Origin of the sequence: Longimicrobium sp. (assembly GCA_036389135.1) — a bacterium.
Taxonomy (GTDB): Bacteria; Gemmatimonadota; Gemmatimonadetes; order Longimicrobiales; family Longimicrobiaceae; genus Longimicrobium.
In genome coordinates this window covers 17250-40549 of the sequence record DASVQP010000077.1, presented here as the reverse complement: position 1 = coordinate 40549, position 23300 = coordinate 17250, and the positions used below count along the sequence as shown (strand labels likewise).

Here is a 23300-nt window from a genome sequence, read left to right as displayed (position 1 = left end):
GCAGGGAGATGACATTGTCTCGCACACGCTTCTCCATCGCCGTGCTGGCGCTGCTGGCGGCCACCCGGGCACTGCCGGCGCAGACACCCGACGTGGTGGTGCAGGAGGAGCGGCGCAATGCGCCGGCGCAGCAGGCGAAGCCGTACGTGGTGCTCGTCTCGATCGACGGGTTCCGGCCGGACTACGTGGAGACGGTGCCCGCGCCCCGCATCGCCCTGTTCCGGCGCAAGGGGGCGGCGGCGCCGTACATGCTCCCGGTGTTCCCCTCCAAGACCTTCCCCAACCACTACTCCATCATCACCGGGATGTACCCCGGCACGCACGGGGTGGTGGGGAACCAGATGTGGGACCCGGTGCTCCGCGACTCGTTCAGGGTCGGCAACCTCGTCACGGAGCGGAACCCGCGCTGGTACGGGGGCGAGCCGCTCTGGGTGACCGCCGAGCGGCAGGGGATGCTGAGCGCGGCGCTGTACTGGCCCGGCTCGCAGGTGCCGATCGGGGGCATCCTCCCCACCTATCACGCGCGCTACGACAAGTCGGTGCCGAGCGGCGCGCGCATGGACCAGGTGCTCAAGTGGCTCCGTCTTCCTCCAGACCGCCGGCCGCACCTCGTCGCCGTCTACCTCTCGGAAGTGGACGAGGGGCACCATCCCCCCGGCACTCCCGAGGTGCGCGCGGCCGTCACGCGAGTGGACTCGGTGCTGGGTCTGCTGCTGGACGGGATCAACGGGCTCCCCATCGCGCGGGAGGTGAACGTGGTGCTGGTATCCGACCACGGGATACAGGACGTGCGCGCCGGGCGCACCCGGTTCCTCGCCGATCACATCCCGCTGGAAAGGGTGCGGGTGGTGGGGACCGGCCCCACGACGTCGCTCTTCTTCGACGGCGACACGGCCGCGCTGGAGCGGGCTCGCACGGCCTTGCGCGCGGGGCTCCCCGGCGCCGGCGTATACCGGCGCGCCGAGATCCCGGCGCGCTACCACCTCTCCGCGTCGCCGCGCGCGGGCGACCTCCTGGTGGAGATGCCAGCTCCCGACCTGATCGCCGTCCGCCGTCCCGGGCCCGGCACCGACCCCGCCAACCACGGCTACGACCCAGCGACCCCTTCGATGCACGCCTTCTTCGCCGCCGCGGGCCCCGCCTTTCGCCAGCGCACGCGCGTCCCGGCCTTCGACAACGTGCACCTCTACCCGCTCATCACCACCATCCTGCGCCTGCGCCCCAACCCCGCCATCGACGGACGCGCCTCGGTCCTGGCGCCGCTGCTCAGGTAACAACGGCCTCACACAGAGACACAGAGGGCAAAGCAAGAAGAACAGAAAGGTTTTCTCCGCGGCTTGTTGTCCCCCTCTGTGCCCTCTGTGTGATGGTTTTCTGTTGGGCACACTTCATGCTTTACTTCGCAAAGCACTTGACTGGCGCACCGAACCCGTGCATCTTGAGACCATGGCAACCATCCACCCGATCCGCCGCGAAGAGACACCCGACGAGGAGCCCTCGCTCGAGCTGCACGCGAAAGCGATGGAGAACCTCCGCTTCATCCGCGAGACGATGGAGCGGGCGGGGAGCTTCACGGCCGTCAGCGGCTGGGGGCAGGTGGTGATCGGGGTGACCGGGTTCCTGGCGGCGTGGCTCGCCTCGGTGCAGGGCTCGCCAGAGCTGTGGCTCGCCACCTGGTGCCTGGCCGCGGTGGTGTCGGTCGCCATCGGGGTGCTGACCACGGCGATGAAGGCGCGCGCCGCCAAGATGCCGCTCCTCACCGGGCCAGGGCGCAAGTTCACCCTGTCGCTGGCGCCGCCGCTGGTGGCCGGCGCCGTGCTCACGGTGGTGCTCTTCAAGACCGGGAGCATGGCCGTGCTGCCGGGGGTGTGGCTCCTCCTCTTCGGCGTGGGGATCCTGACGGCCGGCGCGTTCTCGGTGCCGGTGGTGCCGGTGATGGGGCTCACCTTCATGGCGCTGGGCACCGCCGCGCTCTTTTCGCCGGCGGCGTGGGGCGATGCGTACATGGCGCTCGGCTTCGGCGGGCTGCACATGTTCTTTGGCACTCTGATCGCGCGGAGGTACGGTGGCTGAGGCGAAGCGCGATACGCGCGACGGGCAGGACTTCTCCCTCCGCGCCGTCGTAGGCGGGGCGGAGAGCGGGGCGGCCGAGCTCGACCGGCTGATCCACGAGCGCGTGCGCCTGGGGATCGTCAGCGCGCTCGCCGTCAACCAGTCGCTGTCGTTCAACGAGCTCAAGGACATGCTGAGCCTGACCGATGGCAACCTCAGCGTGCACGCCCGCAAGCTGGAAGAGGCGGGGTACGTGGAGTGCACCAAGAGCTTCGAGGGCCGCGTCCCCCGCACGGAGTTCCGCCTGGCCGAGACCGGGCGCCGCGCGCTGGCCGCGTACCTCGACCACATGGAAGCGCTGATCCAGGCCGTGCGGGACGGCTGACCGCCGCACGGCCTTTTTTTACGCCCGTGCACTTTATAATGCAGAGTGCTTTGGGCGCGCTCGGTACCCGCGAGAGGAGGAGGGGAGGATGAGGGGGATCCACGTGGGGGTGATCATGGACGGCAACGGGCGGTGGGCCAACGCGCGCGGGCTGCCGCGGGTGGCGGGGCACACCGAGGGCGCGCGGGTGGTGCGGCGCATCGTGGAGGTGGCGCCCGACCTGGGGGTGGGGATGCTGACGTTGTACGCCTTCTCGTCCGACAATTGGGGGCGCCCCTCGCGAGAGGTGAGCGGGCTGATGCGGCTCTTTCGCTCGTACCTGGCGGCGGAGACGCAGCGGTGCGTGGAGAACGACATCCGCATGAGCATCATCGGCCGTCGCGACCGGCTCCCCGAGGCGCTGCGCCGCGCCATCGATGGCGCCGAGGCAGCGACGGCGGACGGGACGCGGATGCACCTGCGCATCGCGCTCGACTACTCCTCGCGCGATGCCCTTCTCGCAGCCGCCGCGCGCCTGGCCCCGGATGCCACGCGCGACGACTTCGCCCATGCCCTGGGCGGCGAATCCCCCGCGCCCGACGTGGACCTCCTCGTACGCACGGGCGGCGAGCAGCGGCTGAGTGACTTCCTGCTGTGGGAGTGCGCTTACGCGGAGTTGTACTTCACGCCACGCATGTGGCCCGACTTCGACGCCGGCGCGCTGGGCGAGGCCGTCGCCGAGTTCCACCGCCGCGAGCGCCGCTTCGGCCGCGTGCCGGCCGCCGCGGCGGGGTGAGGCGGCGATGCGCTTCTCGTGGTCGGCGAACGACTTCCGCCACGGGCGGATGGCGCTGATCGCCGCGAGCGTGGTGAGCTGGGCCTCGCACTTCCGGGTCGAGGACATGCCGATTGCCGTGCTGCTGATCGGCTTCCTTCACCTGGGGCTCGCGGCTTCGCTCAGCCTCGAGCGCCGGGGATGGAGCGCGCGCCTGGTCGGCGTGGTGCTCCTCCTGCCTAGCTCCGCCGTGGCAGCGATCTACACGGCGCTCACGCTCGTGCCCGCCGCCAGCGGGCGACCGGACCCCCTCCGGCTGATCACGGTGGTGGCGCTCTCTTTCGCTCACGCCGCGCAGTTCTGGCGGCTCGCCGGGCTCCCGATTCCGCCGCTGCACCCGCCTCGCGGCGCCGGTGTCGGACGATGCTACCGAATCCATCTTCCATCCGCACGCCGCGCCGGGACACCGGGCGGAAAGGATCGCAGCACGATGAGCATGCACGAGACGCTGGACGAGCCCGTCATCCGCGTTCAGGAGGCGCCCGCGCCGCTGAGCCCCAACACCCGCAACGCGCTGGGGGTGCTGGGCGGCGCCGTGGCGATGGGCGCGCTGGGCGACGCACTCCTCCGCGCGACGCCTTGGGGGATCAACCTGACGCTCTGGACGCTGGGGCTGGTCGCCGCCGCGGTGGGGCTGCGCCGCTGGGCCGGCTTTGGCGCCGCGGGGCGGGCGTGGGTGCCGATGGCGCTGGTGATCGCCGTCCTCGTGGCGTGGCGCGACTCGCCGACCCTGAAGGGGTTCGACATCGCCGCGCTCTGCCTGGTGCTGGCGCTGGCGATGCACCGCGCACGCGGCGCGCGGCTCCGCACCGGCGGCGTCGTCGCGTACGCCGCCGGCTTTGCGCGCAGCACGCTGGAGACGGTCGCGGGGCTGTTCGTGCTCGCGTTCGAGGACGTGCGCTGGAGCGAGGTGGCGCGCGGGCGCGGCGCCGTTTTCCTCCTCCCGCTGCTGCGCGGGCTGGCCATCGCGCTGCCGCTGCTGGGCATATTCGCCGCCCTCCTCGTCGCCGCCGACGCGGCGTTCGAGGGGATGATGAACCGCGTCTTCCGGCTCGATGGCGCCGTGCTGGTGTCGCACCTCTTCCTCGGCTGCGCCATCACCTGGGTGTCGGCGGGCGTGCTGCGCACCCTGTCACTGGGCGACGAGCGTGCGGAGTCGGAGGAGGTCAAGGTGCCCGGGCCATTCCTGGGGGTGGTGGAGGTGGCGACGGTGCTGGGGCTGCTGAACGCGCTCTTCCTCTCCTTCGTCGCCGTCCAGCTTCCGTACCTCTTCGGCTCGTCGCCCTCGGCGGAGGTATCACATGCGCAGTACGCGCGGCGCGGTTTCTTTGAGCTGGTGACGGTGGCCGGGCTGGTGCTTCCGCTGCTGCTGGGGCTGCACGCCGCCATGCGCCGCAGCGAGCCGCGGCACGAGCGGGTCTTCCGGTGGATGGCGGGGGTGCAGGTGGCGCTGCTCTTCGTGATCATGGCTTCGGCGATGCACCGCATGCGGCTCTACCAGGCTGCGTTCGGCCTCACCGAGTTGCGGCTGTACACGACGGCGTTCATGCTCTGGCTGGCGGCGGTGTTCGCCTGGTTCGGCGCGACGGTGCTGCGCGGGCGGCGCGAGCGCTTCACCTTTGGCGCGCTGTTGATGGCGGGCGAGGCGCTGGTGATCCTGCACGCCTTCAACCCGGATGCGCGCATCGTGCACACCAACGCCGCCCGCGTCGCCGCCGAGCGCCCCTTCGACGCCCGCTACGCCGCCGGCCTCAGCGCCGACGCCGTCCCGGGCCTCCTCGCCGCCCTTCCGCGCGCCACACCCATCGAGCGCTGCGCCGCCGCCACACGCATCCTGCGCCGCTGGGGGCCCGGGACGGAGGCCGACTGGCGGTCGTGGAGCCTCGCGCGCGGCCGTGCGCGCGCCGCGGTCCGCGCACAGGTGAAGGGGCTGCGCGCGGCGTGCGCGGGGATGCCGGCGGGCGCGGGGAACAGGGGACAGCACCCCCGTCTGTCGTTCTGAGCGGCCTGCCGCACGACGTGCGTAGCGCGGGGCGAGACGGGGCGAGGGTGGGCAGACACGCAGGTCTGCCCCTACCGGATCGGTGCGGAGGGTGTGGGGCGAGGCAGGCGGGCGACGGTGCGGAGCGGGGCACGGGCGGCCACACGGGGCCGCCCCTACGAAACGGGTGTCCGGGCAGAATAAAAACACGCCCCCGCCGCGATGGTTGCGGAGGGGGCGTGAATTCTCCCCCTCGCCCGCCCTGCGCCCCCGCAGGCGGGGGAGGGGGCCGGGGGGAGGGTGCCCCGCGAGCCCTACCCCCGCACCGCCCCCGTCACGTCCGAGTTCTGGTACGGCTGGAACTCGCAGCCGGGGCGCACCGGGACGTAGAACACGTCCGGGCTCCTCACCCCCGCCTCCGCGAAGACGGGGATGCCGCGGAACTCCCCCGCCGGCTGAAGCTCGCGCGCGGACAGCCTGCGCGGGAGCCCGTACTTCGTGAACCGCCGGTTGTGCATCATGAGCGGCTCGTGGTTGATGTACCACTGCGTCCCCGCCGCGTAGGGAAGCGCGTCCGCTGGGTACGCCATGGCGAGCGGGCGGCCGTCGACCAGGGTGTCGGCGCGCTCGTGGTCGTACACGGCGTCCACTTCGGCGAGCCGGCCGTCGCGCACGATGCAGTAGCGGAGGGCGACTGGAGCCGGCGCGGGCGCCACCGGGGCCGGCGGGGGCGTGTAGGTCGCCATCGGCGCCATGCCGCGCGGCGCGGGGCGGTACGAGATGCCGAAGCGCGCCATCAGGATGTTGGCCGTGCTGTAGTTGTAGTCGATCAGCACCGGCTCGCCCTCGAAGCGCGGCTCGCTGCCGAAGCGCGCCGCGTCGCGCTCCAGGAAGCGCTCCGTATCCCAGAAGGTGATGTAGTCCTCCAGCCCGATCTGGAAGGCGAAGCCGCTGCGGCCGATGCGCGCGGTGGCGTCCGCCCCCAGGTTCAGCGCGAAGTGCCGCGTCGACTCCTGCCCAGCATGTTCGCCCATGAAGACGATCGCGGGCGCCACCGTCACGAACGCGGAGGGGTGAAAGCGGCGGTCGTCCGGGCTAGGGTCCGGGAGGCGCGCCGTGATTCCCGCCTTGGCGAACCACATGGCGGGCGCGTCGGTGATGAACCGGTCGACGATCGTGTCGCCCGCGGTGCCGTACGTGAAGATGTCCTGCGGGGCGGCGCTGAACGCCACCCCGGCCGTGAAGCCGAGCACGCGGCGGAAGAAGAAGTCCGCGTTCAGCCCCACCGCCGGGGCGCCCTCGCGCTCCTCCTCCACCTGCAGGTCCGCCCCGTTGGCGCCCGTCACGTAAAAGGTGCCGGTGTTGTACGGCACCCGCGCGCCGATGTACGGCGTGATGGCCCAGCGGGAGTGCGGAAGCTGCTGCGGGTGCGGCTCGGGCGAGTACACCGGGCGCGTCTGTGCCCCGGCGACGGCCGGTAGCGCGAGCAGCCCTGCTGCGAGCGTGAGCGCGAAGCGCTTCATCGGATGGATCTCCTGGAAGGTCTGGCGGATGTGCGGAGGCCGGGCCGTTGCGAGCCGTAGCGGGGGCTCGCGTCAGGTGATGCGTACGGCGGCGGGATTGTCTCGGCGGTAGGGCGAAGATAAGCGTTCCCCAGCGGATGCGGAATAGCGCTCCGTTCCGCGAGGGTTAAGTGATTGGGGCGCAGGAGATTGGGTGCGCGCGGGCGGGTGGCGCGGGGGAGGGGGAGGGGTGCGTCGCGGGCGTGGAACCGGCAATCTTTTCGCACTTCGCGCACGAAGGGCGGGGCTTCAGGGCTGCGATGCCAGCCAGTCGCGCGCCTCCTCCAGCGTGTCGAACGCCTCGATGTTGCGGCGGCTGAAGAGGACGACCGCGCGAAAGAGCACCCGGTGCAGCCCCTCCATCCCCACCACCGCGGCGGCGGTGACGTACGGCTTGTTGTGCACGGTTAGCTGCTTGAGCGCCTCCATCACCGGCGGGGTGTAGCGCGCGCCCCTGACGTGCGTCAGCGTGCGTAGCGACGCCGGGCGCTGGCCGGCGACCACCTCGCGCGCGACCTCCACCTCGCGCAGAATCTCTTCCGTCTTCTGAAGGCCGGAAAAGTCGATCAGCAGGATGCGGGCGCCGCGGTGCTCGATGAAGCGAACTCGTGAGGTGGGAGGGCTCTGCGTGGGCATGGTCGCTCGGTGGGGTGACTGCGGGGGACGGTGCTTGTGGCGTGAAAGGAATCGAAGGTACGCGGAGTCGGCGCGATGTCAAGGCGTTCGCAGCGCCGCCAGCGAGGCGCCCGTCACCACCGTGGGCGCGGCGGGGATGCGCGCCGTGTGGAAGCGGGGGACGAGCTCGGCGGGATGGAGGTGCTCGCCGGGGTCCGCGAGGCCACAGGTGGAGGCGAGCCACCCCACCACCTTTTCCGGCGCGACCCCTTCGCCGCGCAGCTCGGCCAGCGAGACGGCGCCGTGGCGCTTGGCGAGGCGCTCGCCGTCCGCGCCCAGCATCAGCGGGACGTGGGCGTAGCGCGGCGCGGGCAGGCCGAGCGCGCGGAAGAGAAGGATCTGGCGCGCGGTGGAGCCCAGCAGGTCGCCGCCGCGCACCACGTCGGTGATCCCCATCGTGGCGTCGTCCACCACCACCGCGAGCTGGTATGCGGCCACGCCGTCCTTGCGCCGCACCACGAAGTCGCCCGTGTCCGCGGCGGGGCGGAAGCAGGCGCGGCCCTGCACGCCATCGTCGAAGCACACCTCCTCTTCGGCATCGTCCACGCGGAAGCGGAGGGCGCGCTCGGAGACCGCCCAGCGCGTGAGGCTCACGGCGTCGGCGGGGACGGGTTGGTGGCGGCACATCCCGGAGTATCGGGGGCCCTCCTCGCCGGCGTGCGGTGCGCTGGCGGCGGCCGCGATGTCGCGCCGGGAGCAGCCGCAGGCGAAGAGGTGGCCGTCGCGGGCCAGGCGGCGCAGTGCGTCCTCGTAGAGCGCGACCCGCTCGGACTGCACGTACGGCGCGTGCGGACCGCCGGCGTCCGGGCCCTCGTCCCAGTCCAGCCCCAGCCAGCGGAGCTCGTCGAGCTGCGCCTCCATGATCCCCGGCCGCACGCGTCCGAAGTCCAGGTCCTCCACCCGCATCACGAAGCTGCCGCCCGCCGCCCGCGCGTGCAGCCACGCCAGCAGCGCCGTGCGCGCGTTGCCTATGTGCAGCGCGCCCGTGGGGCTCGGCGCAAAGCGGCCGCGGTATGGGTGCGATTCCGTCATCCGGGGAGAATAAGGCGGTCCGCGGATGCGCGCACCGGGCGTGTGTCACACCCCCGGCGCCCCGCTCGTTCTTTGGGCACCACGAAACCTCGAACCAGACGGAGACCGACATGCGCACCCTTGTCCTGCTGCCGCTCGCCGCCCTGCTCGCGCTGGGATGTTCTGAGTCCCCTACCGGTTCCGCGGCGGGTGGGCCCGCGGCCGAGCTCCGCGATGCGGAAGGGATCACCTTCGCGGCCGAGCGCCCCGCCTACCGCCGGGGCGACACCGCCACCATCGTGCTGCGCAACGGCACCAGCCAGTCGCTCGGCTACAACCTCTGCCACTCCTCGCGCGAGCTGAGGACGGGCGCGTCGTGGGCGCGTATCTCATCCCTGCGCCTCTGCACGATGGAGCTCCGCATCCTCGCTCCCGGCGCGGAGACGGTGCTGAAGGAGCCGATCACCTCGGAATGGCAGCCCGGCGAGTACCGGATGGTCACCAGGGTCGAGCGGATGCGGAGCGGCGACGGCGGCGAGATCTTCACGCCTCCCTTCACCGTCGAGCGCTGACGGCTCGATCATCGGACGGCGGACAATGAAGAGGAGGCGCGGAGAATCTCTCCGCGCCTCCTTCTGCGTCTCTGCGTGAGACCCGCCGTTTCAGGGCCCGCCCAGCATCCGGTCCACGCGCGCCTCGAGCGACGGCTTGGTGGCGCCGGAAAGGGCGCTCTCCAGTAGGTCGGCCAGCTCCTCGCCAAAGTCGTCGGGGAAGCGGCGGGTGAGGCGAACCAGGGGGGCGAATGCCAGCATCACGGTGCGCGGGCCCTCTTCCGGCCCGGCCCCCTCGCCGCGCCAGGCGTCGGCGGCGGGCGCGGTCTGCCACGGCTCCAGCTCCTGCTCTTCCTCCTCGCCGTCAGCGGAGATCCCCTCCGGGAGCTGGTCGACGGGGATGGAGAGGCCGACCATGGCGTGGATCTCGGCGGTGGCCTCCTCCGGCTCCTCGGCGAGGAGGCCGAGCTGCACGGGGGTCTGCAGCGCTTCCTCCAGGATCGCCAGCGTCTCCGGCGGCAGGAGCGCGCGGAACGACGGGCGGTCGTTGCCGTCCGCGTAGAACGCCACGGGGATCAGCTCGGCCTCTTCCGGCAGGAGCCCCTCGTGATCCACTTCGCGGAGCTCGAGCTCGACGGGTTCGTCTCGAAGATAAACGTGCATGGGCGAAAATCCTGTTGCGAGCACGGGCGCACGCCCTCGCGCCACGGACCTCTGGTACACCCCTTCCGGTGGGGGTTCCACGGGGGCGAGTTGCCGGGGGAATCGTGCCGCGTATGTTTCAGGGCAGGTAGTCCTAAGTGCTAAGTCCTAAGTGCCACGGGACCGCCGTTCAGGACTTAGCACTTAGCACTTAGCACTTCTTTTCCCGGATCCCCTTGCCCCTCCCCGTCGTCCAGAACGATCCGCGCGCGGCGAAGCTCGAGCGCGCGCTCAAGGAAAAGGTGCGCGGCGAGGTGCGCTTCGACGCCAAGTCGCGCCTCCTGTACAGCACCGATGCGTCGCTCTACCAACTCCTCCCCGTGGGCGTGGTGGTGCCCAGGGAAGCGGCGGACGTGGAAGCGACGGTGAAGCTGGCGACCGAGGCCGGGGTCGCCATCCTGCCGCGCGGCGGGGGTACGGCGCTCGCGGGGCAGACTGTGGGCACGGCGCTGGTGATGGACTTCAGCAAGTACATGAACCGGGTGATCGAGATCGACCCGGATCGCAGGCGGGCACGCGTGGAGCCGGGGCTGCGGCTGGACCGGCTCAACCGCGCCGCGGCGCCGTACGGGCTCCACTTCGGGCCCGATCCGGCCACCATCCGCCAGTGCGCGCTGGGCGGGATGATCGGCAACAACTCGTGCGGCGCTCGCTCGCTGGTCTACGGCAAGACGGGCGACCACGTGCACTCGCTGGAGTGCATCACCGCCGACGGCCGCTGCGCCCACTTCGGCTCCGTCGCGCGCGAGGAGGTTGCGCAGATGCCCGGGCTGGAGGGGGAGATCGCCCGCTCCGTCCTCGGCATCCTGGAGCCGGAGCGCGAGCGCATCCTCGCCCGCTATCCAAAGATCCCGCGCCGCGTCTCGGGCTACAACTTCGACGCGATGCTGGAGGGCGACACCCTCAACCTCGCGCAGCTCATCGTCGGCTCCGAGGGGACGCTTGCCACGGTGGTGGAGGCCGAGTTGGGGCTGGTTCCCGTGCCGCCCGCGCGGTCGCTCGTGCTGCTCTCCTTCCGCGAGCGCTTCACCTCGATGGACGCCGTCCCCGCCATCCTGCTGGAGCGCGGGCTTTCGGCGCTGGAGATCGTGGACAGCCGGGTGCTGCAGGGCGCTCGCTCGCTGATCGAGTTCCGCGACACCGCCGCCATGGCTGCGCCGGACGCGCTGGGCGTCCTCTTCTGCGAGTTCAGCGGCGACTCGCCCGAGGAGGTCGCCGGGCTGGCGCACGACTTCGCGGCGCGGGCGAAGACGCTTCCCGGCGCGCCCCAGGCCAACGCGTACCTCACCGCGCGCGAGCAGCTGGCGGCGTGGGCGTTGAGGCAGGCCGCGACGGGGCTTCTCTACCTCACGACGCCCAACAAGAACATCAAGCCGCAGGAGTTTGTCGAGGACACCGGCGTGCCCCCCGAGCGGCTGGGCGACTACACGCGCCGCTTCGAAGAGATCGTCAACCGCCACGGCACCACCACGGGGTACTTCGGGCACGCGGGGCAGGGATGCCTGCACATCCGCGTGGACCTGGACCTGAAGCGCGGCGAGGACGTCCAGCGGATGCAGGGGATCGCGCACGACATCGCCGAGCTGGTGGTGGAGTTCGGCGGCTCCCTCTCCGGCGAGCACGGCGACGGGCTGTCGCGCAGCGAGTTCCTCCCGCTGATGTTCGGGCCGGAGATCATCCGCCTGCACCAGGAGGTCAAGCGCGTCTTCGATCCCGAGGGGCGGATGAACCCCGGCGGCAAGATCGTGCCGCCCTACCAGCGCATGTCCGAGAACCTGCGCTTCGACGCCGTGGCCCACGCCGGCGCACCCGAAACCTGGTTCGACTACTCGGCCGACGGCGGGTGGGACGTGGCGGTGGAGAAGTGCAACGGGATGGGCGTCTGCCGCAAGCTGGACACGGGGACGATGTGCCCCTCGCACATGGTGACGCTGGAGGAGCAGCACGCCACCCGCGGACGCGCCAACGCCCTGCGCGAGGCGATGCGCGGCAACCTGCCGGGGATGAAGAGCGAGGCGGTGATGGAGGCGCTCGACCTCTGCCTGGGGTGCAAGGCGTGCAAGACGGAGTGCCCCGTCGGCGTGGACATGGCGCGCTACAAGGTGGAGTACCTTGCCCAGCACTACCGCGAGACGGGTACGCCGCGGGACGCGCTCTTCTTCGGCCGCATCCGCGACTTCGCGCGCGCGGGCAGCCTGGCGCCTGGCCTCGCCAACCTGGGAAGCCGGCTGATGGGCGGCGCCATCAAGGGGATCGGGCGCATGGACCCGCGCCGCGAGCTTCCGCCGCTGGCCCGCGAGCCGTTCCGCCGCGCGTGGCGGCCGAAGCCGTCCGCGGGGCGCCCCACGGTGATCCTGCTGGACGACACCTTTCACAACTTCTTCCAGCCCGGCCCTCTGCACGCCACCGCAACCGTGCTGGAGCGCGCGGGCTTCGAAGTGAAGCTGCCGAGGAAGTCCGTCTGCTGCGGCCGCGCCGCCATCTCCAACGGCCTCCTCGACCACGGCCGCGCCCTGCAGACGGAGCTGCTGGAGACGCTCCTTCCAGAGGTGGAGGCGGGGGCGATGGTCGTGGGGGTGGAGCCGAGCTGCATCCTCACCCTGCGCGACGAGCTCCCCGACTTGGTCCGCGATCCGCGCGCGAAAGCGCTGGCGAGCGCGTCCGTCATGCTGGAAGAGTTCCTCGCCGCCCTCCCTGACTGGCGGCCGGGGCGGCTGGAGCGGCGCGCCGTCGTCCACGGCCACTGCCACCAGAAGGCGATCGTGGGGATGGGGCCGACGAACGAGGTGCTGGGGCGGGTGGAGGGGCTGGAGTTCTCGGTGCTCGATTCGGGGTGCTGCGGGATGGCGGGGTCGTTCGGCTACGAGAGGGGGCACTACGAGGTGTCGAAGGCGTGCGGCGAGCGCGTCCTCTTCCCCGCCGTCCGCGCGGCGGAGGCCGACGACCTGGTGGTGGCCCCCGGCTTCAGCTGCCGCCACCAGATCGCCGACTTCTGCGACGGGCGCCCCACGCTGCACACGGCGGAGCTGTTGGCGATGGCGGAGGGCGCGGGAACCGGGGGCGGGCGATGATGAATCCCCCGGCTGGAACCACGGGAAGACCGCTGAAGCGGTCTCGATTGGATCACGATTCGCTCAGGGTAGCGCACTAACGCACCAACGCACCAACGCACTCAAAGGAGGTATGCACATGGAAGCTGCATCCGCGGCGGCGTTCGGGCTGGTGCTGGCGGCTTGCGCGGGGCTGCGCGCGTTTCTGCCGGTGTTCGGGGCCAGCGTGGCGATTCGCATGCTGAGCCTGGAGGTGCCGCCGTCGCTCGCGTGGATGGCGTCGACGACGACGATCATCATCTTCGGCGTAGCGACGGTGCTGGAGGTGCTCGGGGACAAGATCCCGGTCCTGGACCACCTCCTGGATACGGTGCAGACCTTTACCAAGCCGGGGCTGGCCGTGCTGGCCGCGATTCCGTTCGTGCACCAGCTCGCGCCAGAGCACTCGGTGGCGCTGGCGATCATCGCGGGGGCGCCGCTGGCGCTGGGGGTGCACACCGCCAAGGCTTCCGCGCGCGTGGGGAGCACCGCATTCACGGGCGGCCTCGCGAACCCGCTGATCAGCATCATCGAAGACGTGGCCGCCGTGGTGCTCATCATCCTCGGCCTGATCGCGCCGATCCTGGCGCTGCTCCTGGCGGTCGCGTTGCTGTGGAAGCTCGTGTCGTACGCGCGCAAGATGGCCCGGCGCAGGCGCGCGGCGGCTGTACCCTGAGAGCTCACTCGTCCGCCTGCGGGGGCGGGCACGGGGGCGATGAATCGCGCCCCTACCAAAGGGTGTGACAGGGTGGAGATACCGCTATGACGAGATCCGCCCCCGCCGCGAACGCCGCGGTGGGGGCGGATTTCTCCCCCTCACCCGCCCTGCACCACCGCAGGCGGGGGAGGGGGCCGGGGGCACCTCAGCGGCGCAGCGTTCGGTCTACGGCGCTGAGCACGCTGCGGACGCGCTCCAGAACCGCGCGCGAGCGGCTCACTCCGTCCTCGGCCGGGGGCGGCGGCTCGCGGGCGGCGTCGGCAAGGGCGGCTGGGGCCGGGACGGCGGCCTCGGGTGCGTCGTCGGCGGGGGTGGCGCGGGCGGGGCGGTTGGGCTGCGCGCGGGCGAGCATCGCCCTCAGGTCGTCGTCGCTCGCCTCTTCCCAGCCGGCGGGCACGGGGGCCAGGCGCCGGCGCTCCGCCTCGCACTCGAAGCCCAGCCACCCGCCTTCGAACCCTGGGCGCACGTTTGCGGCGGAGCCGGGGTAGGTGTCCCAGGCACGCCAGGAGATGCCGCCGTCGTCGGTGAACTCGCGGTACGCCATCGCCCCGTCTGTTTGGCTGGCCCGAACGATCCCCACGCGGAATATGTAGCGCAACCGACGGCGGCGGAAGGTACTTGTGTAACAGGTGCGCCCCGTGCTTGACGGGCTTGCGTGGAGGTGCCACCTTCGGCGTCCGCGTGCCGCCCTGCGTCAACTGCGGCGAAAGCGGAGTGACGGAAGCTCACCGGGAGGGCGGGTGGCCGAAAGCCATATCTCCGACGAGGCGCGGCGGCTGATCGCCGACCGCATCCCAACGGCCGAGATGCTGGAGATCCTCCTGCTGCTCGCCGGCTCGCCCGAGCGCGGGTGGACGGCGGACGAGGTGAGCCGGCAGGTCTTCACCGTCCCCGCCGCCGCCATCGCGTCGCTCGAGGGGCTGGTTCGGCAGGGGCTCGCCGCGTCCGACAGGGCGGCGAACCCCACGTACCGATTCGCCCCCGCCACCCCCGAGCTGGAGCGGCAGGTGGCGGCGCTGTCGGCTGCCTACCGACAGTCGCGGGTGGCGGTGATCCAGCTCGTCTTCGCCCGCCCTTCGGACCCGGTCCGCAGCTTCGCCGACGCTTTCCGGATGAGGAGGGACTGACCGTGGCAACCCTGGTCTACGTGCTCTGCGCGCTCACGAGCACCGCCTGCGCCTTCCTCCTCCTGCGGGGGTACGCGCGGAGCCGCTTTCGCCTCCTCCTGTGGAGCGGGCTCTGCTTCGCGGGGCTGGCGCTGAACAACATCCTGCTGGTCATCGACATGCGCGTTGTGCCGGAGATGGATCTCTCGGTCTGGCGCACCCTCCCCGCGCTGGCCGGGATCGCCCTCCTCCTGTACGGCTTCGTGTGGGACACCCGATGATCGCGGCGCGCTTCGGCGTCCGGAGGGGGTGCCCGTGGTCCAGCTGATCTCGGGGGCGCTGGTCGCCGGCTACCTGGTGGCGGCCCTCTTCTTCCTCCGCTTCCGCCGAGAGACGGGCGACCGGCTCTTCCTGGCGTTCGCCGTCGCCTTCACCATCCTGGCTGGGCAGCGGATCGCGCTGGCGCTCATCCCAATCGAGGACCGCAGCGACACCATCATCTACGGGCTGCGCCTCCTTGCCTTCGTCCTGATCCTCGCGGCGATCGTGGACAAGAACCGGAAGAACGCTTAGGCGACGCGTGCGTCTCGGCGCGACCGAACGGCCTCCGCCATCACGCGGAGGCCGCTTCGTTGTCGGACAGCTGGCGAGCCGCCTCGATTCTGCGGCGCAGCGCCTCTCTCTCCGCGTCGATCTCCCGCCATCGCTCTTCGGTGAAGCCCCCGATCGGGTTTATCGCGTCGAGGGCGCGCCGCTTTCGCCAGAGCTCCTCGATCCGGGCATCAATCCGCTTGTTCTCCGCGTCGAGAACTTCCATCACCGCTTCTCGTGCCCGGATCTCCCGCGACGTCTCCTGCACGCTATTGCGCGTCGGTTCCTCTGCCATGTTCGCCTCCGGCTTCCGTGTTCGGTTGTGGGTCGAGGCCGAGCCGTGCTTCAAGCTTCCTGACCACGCTGCGGAGTTCTTGCAGCTGCGCTTCGGTATTGCCAAGCTTGGCCTCCCGGCTCGTTTCAAGCTCCGCGTTGAGCGCAAGCTTCTGCCCCATGACCTCCGCCTCGCCGCCGATCTTGCTGAAGACGGGGAGGTCCGCCGTGACGAGCCGCTTGAGATGGCTTGGGCGAAGGAAGCGGGCCAGGTACAGCGTGACGATCAGTGTGGCGCCCCAGAGGGAGACCAGGACGAAGATACGGCTCGTCCAAATCAGCGGTACCCACGCGAACACGTCCTTCATCGGGCACCGCGCGCCTCCGGGTGGGGGTTCCCGCGGGACGTCTTGTGCCCGCTGCATCGAAGGTAGAAAGGTCCGCTAAATCCTACAATACCCAGGCTTTAACTCGTTCGCGCGGAGGCACGACGAGAGCGGGGGGCGCTCCTTCCAGGGCGCCCCCCGCCGTTTTTCCGTGTGCCTCCAGTTGAGGCTGGTCGCTTACTGTCGCGCGGGGAGCTGGATCATGGGGACCGCGTTGCCGCTGACCTGCGGCATCTTGCCGTCCCAGCGCTTGGTCATCTCGTACTGCACCAGCGTGTTGGTGATGCTCTGGCTCAGGAGGCGGTTGGCCTCGGCCTGCGCGCGCGCTTCGGCCAGGATCGCCATGGCGCGGCCGGCGGCCTTGATGGAGTCGCCCTGCGCCTGGAACGTGTTCTTTTGCAGCTCGTTCTGCGCGGTCAGCGCCTGCTGCTGCATCACGTTCTTGGTGTTGATGGCCTCCATCACCGCGCCCGGCGCGCGGATCTCGTTGATGGTGAACTGCTTCACCATGAAGCCGTACTGCCCCAGCCGGTTGGAGATCAGCGCCTGCGCCTTGGCCACCGTTTCGGCCTTCTTGGGGCCCAGGATTGCCGCGATCTCCTCGCTTCCCACCACCTCCTGAAGCGCCTGCCGGATGGCCTGCTTCACGTAGCCGTGCTGGATGGACTCGATGTCCGTGCGGAAGGTGGAGTACAGCGACGGCGTCTTGCTGGGGTCCAGCTCGAAGGAGAGCGATACGTCCAGCGACACCGGCTGCCCCTCGACGCTGTTGACGTTGATCTCGTCGTTCTGCTTCGACCCGTCGCCGGTGCCCGCCGTCAGCACCAGCGTCTGCATGAAGACCGGGTACTCCTCGACGCCGGTGGTGATCGGGTTCCTGAAGTGCATTCCCGGCCCCAGCGGCTTGGGATCGACGCCGCCGCCCAGCTTGTGGATGATGATCCCCACGTTCCCCGGGTTGATGTACGTGACCGTGGTGGGGATCGCCGCCAGGAGGAGCACGCCGCCGATCAGCAGCGGCGCCTTCCCCAGCAGCGCGCCGAACGGGTTGGTGCGGCCGATGCGGCTCGCTGGGCGGCCGGTGGGGATCTGCGTGGTAGGCATACGGTGTGGAGCTCCGCGTTCTTACAGGTGGTGGGCCGCTCCCGTGCGGGGCGCCCGTGCGGCCTCGGCATGAAGCCGGGCCACGGGGATGAATACGAATCGCCCGGGGACCGGTTTCACTCTGCACGTTGGGAGTGTGTGGCCGCCAGGGCCTCGAACGCAAGGATTTCAGCCGGTTACCGCGTGTCGGCAACGGGGTACAGCGGCGCCCCGGCCAGAGCCTCGATCGCGTCCTCTAATGCCCTGAACTCGTTCGGCGCTTCGCCCTCGTGCTCCAGCCCGTGCCGGTCCGGGTACGCGTTGCTCCCGTTGGACTCGATCTTTGCCCCCGGCGCCACGATGCGCAGGCTCCAGCCTCCGCCGTCCACGATGCCCTCGGCCATGTAGCGCGGGCGCCAGCGCCGCACGCCTGCGTCCGCGGCCGCCTTCCAGAACGCGCGCCACGCTTCCGCCGACGGCACGGTACGGATGCTGTCGGGGCGGGTTCCCGGGCGCGCGTCCCACGGAGTTCGGACCAGCACCACCGTATCGCCGTGCAGCTCCACCCTGCCGGAGCCGACCGCGAAGCCGCCGACGGAGTATTCGAATTCCCGCGGCGCGCCCTCACGCGGAAGGGGTCCAGTGGGGTCGTCGCACGAGGCGAGGAGCGCGGCCGCGAGTATGATCGGGATGGCGCGAGAAAGCATGGGTGTTTCAGGTAGGAGTACCGTGGCTGGAGCTGTTTTCCCACAAACGCCGCTGCGACATGAATCCTGACAGTCTCCAGCGAACCGCAGCTTCACACGGAGCCACAGAGGAGACAACAAGAAAAAGGAGAGGAGTTCCTTCCATTCTTTCCGTTTGCCTCCGTGTCTCTGTGTGAGATGCTTTTACGATTCCCGTGGCTCCGTGATGCGGCCTGGGATCAGCGCGTCCTTGCCGAAGCGGGCGCGCAGGCGGTCGGTGACTTCGGAGAGCTTGCGGTCGCGGGCGCTCTCGACGCCGCCGGGGGCTTCGAAGAGGAGCGGCTCGGCGTCCGCGTCCTCGCCGAGCTTGGAGACGCCCACGCCCAGCAGTCGGATGCCGCCCCCGCGCTGCTCGCGAAGCTGGCGGAGGAGCTGGCGCGCGACCGCGAAGATCGCGCGGTCCGACTCCAGCGGCTCGGGGAGCGTGCGGCTCGCGGAGCGGTCGGTGAAGTCGGCGTAGCGCAGGCGTACCGTCACCGTGCGCGCCTTCATCCCCTCCTTTCGCAGCGATGCGCCCGTCTCCGTGGCGAGGTACAGGAGGCGGGTCTCGATCTCGCGCTCGTCGGTGAGGTCGCGCGGAAAGGTGCGCTCGTGCGAGACGGACTTCTGCGGCGAGCGCGGCGTGACTTCGGAGCTTCCCTCGCCGCGGATGACGGTGTGGAGCCACCGCGCTCGCGCCGGGCCGAGCCACGCGGTCAGCGTCGCAAGGTCCAGCGGGAGCGCCTGGTGCACGGTCGTGACGCCGCGGCGGCGGAGCGCTTCGGCGAAGGAGGGGCCCACGCCCGGGAGGTCGGCCAGCTCCCAGCGCAGCATGAAGTCTTGCTCGCCGCCGGGCGGGACCACGAAGATCCCCGCGGGCTTGTTCACTCCGGCGGCCATCTTTGCCAGCATCTTCGACGTCGCGCCGCCGATGGAGACCACGATCTCCGTCCGCTCGCGCACCGCGTCCTGGATGCGGCGCGCGGTTTCCTCGAGCGGCTCGTTGTGGTAGAGGAGCTCGGTGCCGGTGAGGTCCAGGTAGAACTCGTCGACGCTCGCCGCCTCCACCAGCGGCGAGAACTCGTCGAGGACGGCGCGCACCTCCACGTGCTTGCGCTTCACCATCTCGCCGGGGACGGGGGCGAGGGTGGCGCGGGGGCAGAGCTGGAGGGCGCGCGCCATCGGCATCCCGGCGTGCACCCCGTACCTGCGCGCCGCGTAGCTGGCAGAGGTCACCACGCCGCGACCATCCGGCCGGCCGCCCACGATCAGCAGCTCGGCACGCCCGGCGCCCTCGGGGTCCGCCAGCTGCGCGCAGCGGACGAAGTACGAGTCGCAGTCGGCCAGCAGGATGCGGCGGGGGCGCGCTTCGGTGGACATCGGGTGCGGTTGCGGGTGATCGATGCGATTCCATACACCGGAACGCGGCGGATGGGTGAGGAACCGCGTCTCACACAGAGCCACAGAGGGAACCTGCAAGGGGAAGGGAGAGGGGTTCAGCGCAGCCGTTCGAGGAGGTCGAGGGCGTTGGAGGTGGCGGCGCCGGAGGCGGTGTTGTCGAAGATGCACCACGTGGATGCAATCCGTTCTGTGGCTTTTTTCAGTGATGCGGCGAGGGTGTCCAGGTAGGATGGCGGATAGTCGGAGTAGTAGATTCGGGGCGAGCCGTGCAGGCGGTAGTAGACCAGCTCGGGCCAGCCGCCCGGCTCGGCGGCTTCCGGGACGCGCGCGGGGTCGGCGGCGACGCGGGCGACTCGGGAGTCGATCAGCAGCGCATCGGCGGGGGCGGCGAACCAGGTGGGGTGGCGCGGCTCGCAGGCGACCGGGCCGGCGTGGCGCTCGCGCAGGGCGCGAAGGAATGCGCCCGCGACGTCTTCATCGAAGGCAAGGCTCGGCGGGAGCTGGACGAGAAGGCACCCCAGCTTCGCGCCGAGGCCCGACGCCTCGCCCAGGAAGCGGTCGAGCGCCACTTCCGCTCCCACTAGCTTGGCCGCGTGCGTGATCTCGCGCGGGAGCTTGACGGAGAATCGGAATCCCTCCGGAACGGCGTCCGCCCAGCGCGCATAGGTGGACGGGCGGTGCGGACGATGGAAGGAGGAGTTGATCTCCGCCGCCGGGAAGGCGCCCGCGTAGCGCTGCAGGTGCGTGCCGTCCGCCGGGAAGCGCGGCTGGTCCTTGAGCGGCAGGCTCCACCCCGCGCATCCGACGTACGCGGGCGGCAGGGCGGATGTGGGATCGGGATTCATCCCGCCAAAGTGAGTCCGGCCCGGCGGGCGCAGCAAGGGGGTCGGTTCTAGCTCGTCGGCGTCGTTGTGCTGCGCGCCGTAATCGCGTATCGTGCAGGAGAGAGCGCCCAACGCCGGCCGGAGCTCCGCTGTAGGAGTAGTGCCGCCCGTTGCGGACGTGCGATCCAGCTCAACCCTTCTTCAGAGGTCCCCGTGCTCAACCGAAAGATGGCCGCCCTGCTCCTGGTGCTGGCGACGACCGCCGCATGCGAGCGAAGCACGACGGGCGCGCGCGACGAGTCCCCGTCCGCCGAGGCGCCCCAGCTCACGGAATTCGGCGATGGGCTCTTTGCGTCGCCGGACGTGGCGGGCACGGCCAGCTTCGACCTGAACGCGGGCGCGGGCACCTTTGAGCGCACGCACGGCTGCCCCGCGGGCGGCAGCGTGACGGTATCCGGCACGGTGGATCGCTCGATCGACCGCGCCACGCAGACCGGTACGCTGGCCGTTAACGCGAAGCGGGTGGAGAACGCGTGCGCCTTCCGGCAGCGCGACGGCGTGACCGTCACCGTCACCGGACAGCCCCACACGGTGATGACGGTGAACCAGAGCTTCAACAAGGGCGTCCCCGGCGTGCGCACCCAGACGCAAAAGGGCGCCTTCGCCTGGAGCCGCAGCAACGGGAGGAGCGGCACCTGCGTGATCGACCTGACCTCGACCTTCGATCTGGCCACGCGCACCGCGACCATCAAGGGCAGCTTCTGCGGCCGCCCGGTGGACGATACGCGGACCCGTACGCCCTGATCCGACTGCTTCCGAACGCAGGAAAGGAGGCCGTACCCCCGCGGGTGCGGCCTCCTCTCGTATCTCCCTCCGTGCCCTTTCCGTACCCTCTGCGTCTCTGTGTGAAACGCGGTTACGGACGCTCCGCTGCGGCACCCGGCCCGCGGAACACGACGCCGTTCTTCATCACCCAGCGCACGGCGCGAGTCGCACGGATGTCGCGCGTGGGATCGCCATCGACGGCCACCAGATCGGCGAGGAGCCCGGGGCGCACCGTGCCGAGCTGATCCGCCAGGCCAAAGATCCGTGCGTTGACCGACGTTGCGGCCATCAGCGCCTGCGCGGGCGTCATCCCATAGTCCACCATCAGCTCCATCTCGCGCGCGTTGTCGCCGTGCGTGTAGACGCCCACGTCGCCGCCCATGCAGATGGTGACACCGGACTGCAGCGCCGCGCGAAAGGAGGCGCGCTTCTCACGGATGCGCGCCGGCTCGGGCTCCACCCCTTTGCGCCACCCCCGGTACTGGAGGATGGCGTCGCCCGCGGCCAGCGTGGGGCAGAGCGCCGTGCCGCGCGCCTTCATCAGCCGGAAGACCTCGGCCGTGCCGTTGTCGCCGTGCTCGATGGTCGCGGCGCCGGCGGCGGCGGCGCGGCGCATTCCCTCGGGCGTGGAGGCGTGCACCGCCACCGGGCGCCCCGCGTCGCGCGCGGCCTCCACGGCCAGGCGGATCTCGGCCTCGGTGAAGGTGGGGCGCGAGGGCTCGTCCGGGCCCCAGCGGTAGTCGCCGTACAGCTTCACCCAGTCCGCGCCCCGCCCGATCTGCCCGCGCACGGCGCGGAGGAGGGCGTCGGTGCCATCCGCCTCTTCAGCGCCCTGCGGGAAGCTCACCTCGCTCGCGCCCTTGGGCCCGTAGCTCCCGCTGGCGACGATGGCGAGCGTCGACACCTGCATCCGCGGCCCGGGGATGATCCCCTGCGCGATGGCGTCGCGGAGCCCTACGTCCGCCCAGCCGGCGCCCTCCGTCCCCAGGTCGCGGACGGTGGTGAAGCCCGCCATCAGCGTGGCGCGTGCGTGCGCGGTGGCGCGGGCGACGCGCAGCGCTTGCGACTCGCGCAGCACCTGGTCGTCCCACGACGTCTCGTTGTACGGGTGGAGGAGGAGGTGCGAATGCCCCTCGATCATCCCCGGCATCAGCGTGGCGCCGGGGAGATCCACCACCCGCGCATCGGCCGGCGCCCGCACGGCGGACGCAGGTCCAGCGGCTTCGATGCGCGCGCCGCGCACCAGCACCACCCATCCCTCGTGCGGCGCGGCGGCCACCCCGTCCCACACCCGCGCGGGGCGGATCAGTACTGCCTGCGCGGGCGTCTGCGCGGCGAGCGGGAGGGCGCAGAGTGCAAGGAGAAGCGTGAGGAGCGTTCGCATGGTGCGGTTGCGCAGGGTGGCTGTTCGTCCGTTTCCCCAAGCTACCACGCGCGGCCGGGCACCGAAACAGAGGGCCTCACACAGAGCCACAGAGGGTACGGAAAGAACTACGGAGAGAAGTGCTCCGCGGCTTGTAGTTCCCTCTGTGGCCTCCGTGTGAGGCTTTTTTCACGTGCACTCCGCGGCGGCCGCCAGATACGCGTTGGCGAGCGCCGCCTTGCGCTCGCGCAGCGGGAGGTAGCCGGTGCGGCGGGCGTGGAGCCAGCGGAGCAGCTCGACCTTCCACTCGGGGGCATCGGCGAGGGCGGCATCGATGGCGCTCTCAGGGCCGAATACGGCGGATCGGGCGCCGACGTCGAGTGCGTGCGCCTCCAGCACGTCGAAGAGGTGAAGGGCGCGCCAGGGATCGTATCCGGCCGCCAGGCACAGGTTGAATCCGTGCGCGTCCGCCTTCGCCTCGTGTTCGGGGCCGTGCAGGCGCTGCCGCGCCATCCACACCAGCGGTGAGGCGCCGTCCAGGTGCCCCAGGTCGTGGTGGGCGATCTCGTGCGCGACCACCATCGCGACGGCGTCTTCGTACATGCACCGCTCCATCAGCCGGCGCGAGAGGTACACCCACCGCCCCGGCGCCGTGAACGCGTTGACCTCCGCCGTCCAGAGCACTTCCACGTGCAATCGCGCCTCCGGCGGCCGGTCTGGCTGCAGCCGGTCCGCAACGCTCCGCGCCTGCTCCAGCGCCCACGCTTCGCGCTCGTGGCAGAACCCTTCGGTCAGGATGCGATGCAGGAATGCGCCGCTTGCCAGCTCCTCGTCGTCGCGCGGGAGCGCGGGCTCGGCGCCCTCCATCTCGTCCGGCCGAAGCGCGGGGAAGCTCCACAGCGCGAGATACAGCTGCCGGATGCCGCACGCGATGACGGAAAGGACGATCAGGAGCAGGAAGACGCGCGGGAGCATCGAGGGGGTATCGGTTCGGGAGACCGGCGGACCGCGTTCGGCCAGCTCGGCGCACGTTGCCCTACGATGCGCGGGCCCAGTGCGTTTCGGTGGAGGATGGCGGCGGGATTGTCATGCGGCGGCCTGGATCGAGGCGGGGCAGAGGGAGGGCAGACACGCAGGTCTGCCCCTACGGGATTGGTGCGGGGCGCGGAGGTTGTGGCGGGGG

At 70.9% G+C, this 23300-nt stretch carries 25 protein-coding genes; 12 read left to right on the top strand and 13 right to left on the bottom strand.

Annotation, left to right across the window (positions count from 1 at the left end; all coding sequences use genetic code 11):
* The first annotated feature begins 8 nt into the window (after positions 1-8).
* From VF584_18550 to VF584_18530, 5 genes are all read left to right on the top strand, one after another.
* A complete protein-coding gene (locus VF584_18550) occupies positions 9-1274 on the top strand; it encodes an ectonucleotide pyrophosphatase/phosphodiesterase (protein HEX8212184.1) in 1266 nt (421 codons plus the stop codon).
* 172 nt (positions 1275-1446) lie between these two features.
* Complete coding sequence (locus VF584_18545) at positions 1447-2073, top strand: hypothetical protein (GenBank protein HEX8212183.1); 627 nt, start codon at positions 1447-1449, stop codon at positions 2071-2073.
* The gene (locus tag VF584_18540) at positions 2066-2437 is read left to right on the top strand and encodes a transcriptional regulator (protein ID HEX8212182.1); all 372 of its coding nucleotides are present in this window, start codon (positions 2066-2068) and stop codon (positions 2435-2437) included. The genes VF584_18545 and VF584_18540 overlap by 8 nt, the downstream gene beginning before the upstream one ends.
* 88 nt (positions 2438-2525) lie before the next feature.
* A complete protein-coding gene (locus VF584_18535) occupies positions 2526-3212 on the top strand; it encodes a di-trans,poly-cis-decaprenylcistransferase (GenBank protein HEX8212181.1) in 687 nt (228 codons plus the stop codon).
* A 7-nt stretch (positions 3213-3219) separates the two neighbouring features.
* Positions 3220-5253 (top strand): DUF4173 domain-containing protein, encoded by a 2034-nt coding sequence (locus VF584_18530; protein ID HEX8212180.1) that lies wholly within the window; start codon positions 3220-3222, stop codon positions 5251-5253.
* Between the two features lie 293 nt (positions 5254-5546).
* Here VF584_18530 and VF584_18525 read toward each other — a convergent pair whose 3' ends face one another.
* From VF584_18525 to gluQRS, 3 genes are all read right to left on the bottom strand, one after another.
* Entirely contained in the window at positions 5547-6755 is a 1209-nt protein-coding gene (locus VF584_18525; protein ID HEX8212179.1) for a hypothetical protein, read from the bottom strand.
* 288 nt (positions 6756-7043) lie between these two features.
* Positions 7044-7430, bottom strand: a complete 387-nt coding sequence (locus VF584_18520) for a hypothetical protein (GenBank protein ID HEX8212178.1) — start codon at positions 7428-7430, stop codon at positions 7044-7046.
* A gap of 78 nt (positions 7431-7508) precedes the next feature.
* Positions 7509-8501 (bottom strand): tRNA glutamyl-Q(34) synthetase GluQRS, encoded by a 993-nt coding sequence (gene gluQRS, locus VF584_18515; GenBank protein HEX8212177.1) that lies wholly within the window; start codon positions 8499-8501, stop codon positions 7509-7511.
* Between the two features lie 110 nt (positions 8502-8611).
* On the opposite strand from gluQRS, the gene VF584_18510 reads away from it, so the two are divergent.
* Positions 8612-9052, top strand: a complete 441-nt coding sequence (locus VF584_18510; protein ID HEX8212176.1) for a hypothetical protein — start codon at positions 8612-8614, stop codon at positions 9050-9052.
* Between the two features lie 90 nt (positions 9053-9142).
* On the opposite strand, the gene VF584_18505 is transcribed toward VF584_18510, so the two are convergent.
* Positions 9143-9694 (bottom strand): hypothetical protein, encoded by a 552-nt coding sequence (locus VF584_18505; GenBank protein ID HEX8212175.1) that lies wholly within the window; start codon positions 9692-9694, stop codon positions 9143-9145.
* 215 nt (positions 9695-9909) lie between these two features.
* On the opposite strand from VF584_18505, the gene VF584_18500 reads away from it, so the two are divergent.
* Positions 9910-12804 carry an FAD-binding and (Fe-S)-binding domain-containing protein gene (locus tag VF584_18500; GenBank protein ID HEX8212174.1) on the top strand — a complete coding sequence of 965 codons (2895 nt, stop codon included), beginning with the start codon at positions 9910-9912 and terminating at the stop codon, positions 12802-12804.
* A 118-nt stretch (positions 12805-12922) separates the two neighbouring features.
* On the top strand, positions 12923-13498 hold the full coding sequence (locus VF584_18495) for a DUF4126 domain-containing protein (protein ID HEX8212173.1): 576 nt from the start codon (positions 12923-12925) through the stop codon (positions 13496-13498).
* A gap of 187 nt (positions 13499-13685) precedes the next feature.
* On the opposite strand, the gene VF584_18490 is transcribed toward VF584_18495, so the two are convergent.
* On the bottom strand, positions 13686-14138 hold the full coding sequence (locus tag VF584_18490; GenBank protein ID HEX8212172.1) for a hypothetical protein: 453 nt from the start codon (positions 14136-14138) through the stop codon (positions 13686-13688).
* A 142-nt stretch (positions 14139-14280) separates the two neighbouring features.
* Here VF584_18490 and VF584_18485 point away from each other — a divergent pair, with 142 nt between their 5' ends.
* The 3 genes from VF584_18485 to VF584_18475 are packed head-to-tail and all read left to right on the top strand — an operon-like array spanning position 14281 to position 15219.
* On the top strand, positions 14281-14667 hold the full coding sequence (locus VF584_18485; protein HEX8212171.1) for a hypothetical protein: 387 nt from the start codon (positions 14281-14283) through the stop codon (positions 14665-14667).
* A gap of 2 nt (positions 14668-14669) precedes the next feature.
* A complete protein-coding gene (locus VF584_18480) occupies positions 14670-14927 on the top strand; it encodes a DUF5985 family protein (protein HEX8212170.1) in 258 nt (85 codons plus the stop codon).
* Between the two features lie 34 nt (positions 14928-14961).
* Positions 14962-15219, top strand: coding sequence for a DUF5985 family protein (locus tag VF584_18475; protein HEX8212169.1), 258 nt, complete (start codon positions 14962-14964; stop codon positions 15217-15219).
* A 40-nt stretch (positions 15220-15259) separates the two neighbouring features.
* Here VF584_18475 and VF584_18470 read toward each other — a convergent pair whose 3' ends face one another.
* From VF584_18470 to VF584_18445, 6 genes are all read right to left on the bottom strand, one after another.
* Entirely contained in the window at positions 15260-15463 is a 204-nt protein-coding gene (locus VF584_18470) for a hypothetical protein (GenBank protein HEX8212168.1), read from the bottom strand.
* A 43-nt stretch (positions 15464-15506) separates the two neighbouring features.
* Entirely contained in the window at positions 15507-15878 is a 372-nt protein-coding gene (locus tag VF584_18465; protein ID HEX8212167.1) for a hypothetical protein, read from the bottom strand.
* A 195-nt stretch (positions 15879-16073) separates the two neighbouring features.
* Positions 16074-17000, bottom strand: a complete 927-nt coding sequence (locus tag VF584_18460; GenBank protein ID HEX8212166.1) for a prohibitin family protein — start codon at positions 16998-17000, stop codon at positions 16074-16076.
* A gap of 176 nt (positions 17001-17176) precedes the next feature.
* Positions 17177-17686 carry a hypothetical protein gene (locus VF584_18455; protein ID HEX8212165.1) on the bottom strand — a complete coding sequence of 170 codons (510 nt, stop codon included), beginning with the start codon at positions 17684-17686 and terminating at the stop codon, positions 17177-17179.
* 183 nt (positions 17687-17869) lie between these two features.
* A complete protein-coding gene (locus tag VF584_18450) occupies positions 17870-19084 on the bottom strand; it encodes a DNA polymerase IV (GenBank protein ID HEX8212164.1) in 1215 nt (404 codons plus the stop codon).
* Positions 19085-19200: 116 nt separating this feature from the next.
* Entirely contained in the window at positions 19201-19950 is a 750-nt protein-coding gene (locus VF584_18445) for a DUF72 domain-containing protein (GenBank protein ID HEX8212163.1), read from the bottom strand.
* Positions 19951-20142: 192 nt separating this feature from the next.
* On the opposite strand from VF584_18445, the gene VF584_18440 reads away from it, so the two are divergent.
* A complete protein-coding gene (locus VF584_18440) occupies positions 20143-20733 on the top strand; it encodes a hypothetical protein (GenBank protein HEX8212162.1) in 591 nt (196 codons plus the stop codon).
* 112 nt (positions 20734-20845) lie between these two features.
* Here the strand turns inward: VF584_18440 and VF584_18435 are convergent, their stop codons facing one another.
* Together VF584_18435 and VF584_18430 are read right to left on the bottom strand one after the other, a co-directional pair.
* The gene (locus VF584_18435) at positions 20846-22138 is read right to left on the bottom strand and encodes an amidohydrolase family protein (GenBank protein HEX8212161.1); all 1293 of its coding nucleotides are present in this window, start codon (positions 22136-22138) and stop codon (positions 20846-20848) included.
* Positions 22139-22306: 168 nt separating this feature from the next.
* A complete protein-coding gene (locus VF584_18430) occupies positions 22307-23092 on the bottom strand; it encodes a M48 family metallopeptidase (GenBank protein HEX8212160.1) in 786 nt (261 codons plus the stop codon).
* Positions 23093-23300 lie beyond the last annotated feature (208 nt).

Bases quoted from the DNA above. Each gene is read 5' to 3' on its own strand.
- VF584_18530 (HEX8212180.1), top strand. From the start codon at position 3,220: ATGCGCTTCTCGTGGTCGGCGAACGACTTCCGCCACGGGCGGATGGCG.
- VF584_18465 (HEX8212167.1), bottom strand. From the start codon at position 15,878: ATGAAGGACGTGTTCGCGTGGGTACCGCTGATTTGGACGAGCCGTATC.
- VF584_18525 (HEX8212179.1), bottom strand. From the start codon at position 6,755: ATGAAGCGCTTCGCGCTCACGCTCGCAGCAGGGCTGCTCGCGCTACCG.
- VF584_18545 (HEX8212183.1), top strand. From the start codon at position 1,447: ATGGCAACCATCCACCCGATCCGCCGCGAAGAGACACCCGACGAGGAG.
- VF584_18505 (HEX8212175.1), bottom strand. From the start codon at position 9,694: ATGCACGTTTATCTTCGAGACGAACCCGTCGAGCTCGAGCTCCGCGAA.
- VF584_18455 (HEX8212165.1), bottom strand. From the start codon at position 17,686: ATGCTTTCTCGCGCCATCCCGATCATACTCGCGGCCGCGCTCCTCGCC.
- VF584_18460 (HEX8212166.1), bottom strand. From the start codon at position 17,000: ATGCCTACCACGCAGATCCCCACCGGCCGCCCAGCGAGCCGCATCGGC.
- VF584_18430 (HEX8212160.1), bottom strand. From the start codon at position 23,092: ATGCTCCCGCGCGTCTTCCTGCTCCTGATCGTCCTTTCCGTCATCGCG.
- VF584_18435 (HEX8212161.1), bottom strand. From the start codon at position 22,138: ATGCGAACGCTCCTCACGCTTCTCCTTGCACTCTGCGCCCTCCCGCTC.
- VF584_18445 (HEX8212163.1), bottom strand. From the start codon at position 19,950: ATGAATCCCGATCCCACATCCGCCCTGCCGCCCGCGTACGTCGGATGC.
- VF584_18510 (HEX8212176.1), top strand. From the start codon at position 8,612: ATGCGCACCCTTGTCCTGCTGCCGCTCGCCGCCCTGCTCGCGCTGGGA.
- VF584_18550 (HEX8212184.1), top strand. From the start codon at position 9: ATGACATTGTCTCGCACACGCTTCTCCATCGCCGTGCTGGCGCTGCTG.
- gluQRS (HEX8212177.1), bottom strand. From the start codon at position 8,501: ATGACGGAATCGCACCCATACCGCGGCCGCTTTGCGCCGAGCCCCACG.
- VF584_18450 (HEX8212164.1), bottom strand. From the start codon at position 19,084: ATGTCCACCGAAGCGCGCCCCCGCCGCATCCTGCTGGCCGACTGCGAC.
- VF584_18470 (HEX8212168.1), bottom strand. From the start codon at position 15,463: ATGGAAGTTCTCGACGCGGAGAACAAGCGGATTGATGCCCGGATCGAG.
- VF584_18520 (HEX8212178.1), bottom strand. From the start codon at position 7,430: ATGCCCACGCAGAGCCCTCCCACCTCACGAGTTCGCTTCATCGAGCAC.
- VF584_18495 (HEX8212173.1), top strand. From the start codon at position 12,923: ATGGAAGCTGCATCCGCGGCGGCGTTCGGGCTGGTGCTGGCGGCTTGC.
- VF584_18535 (HEX8212181.1), top strand. From the start codon at position 2,526: ATGAGGGGGATCCACGTGGGGGTGATCATGGACGGCAACGGGCGGTGG.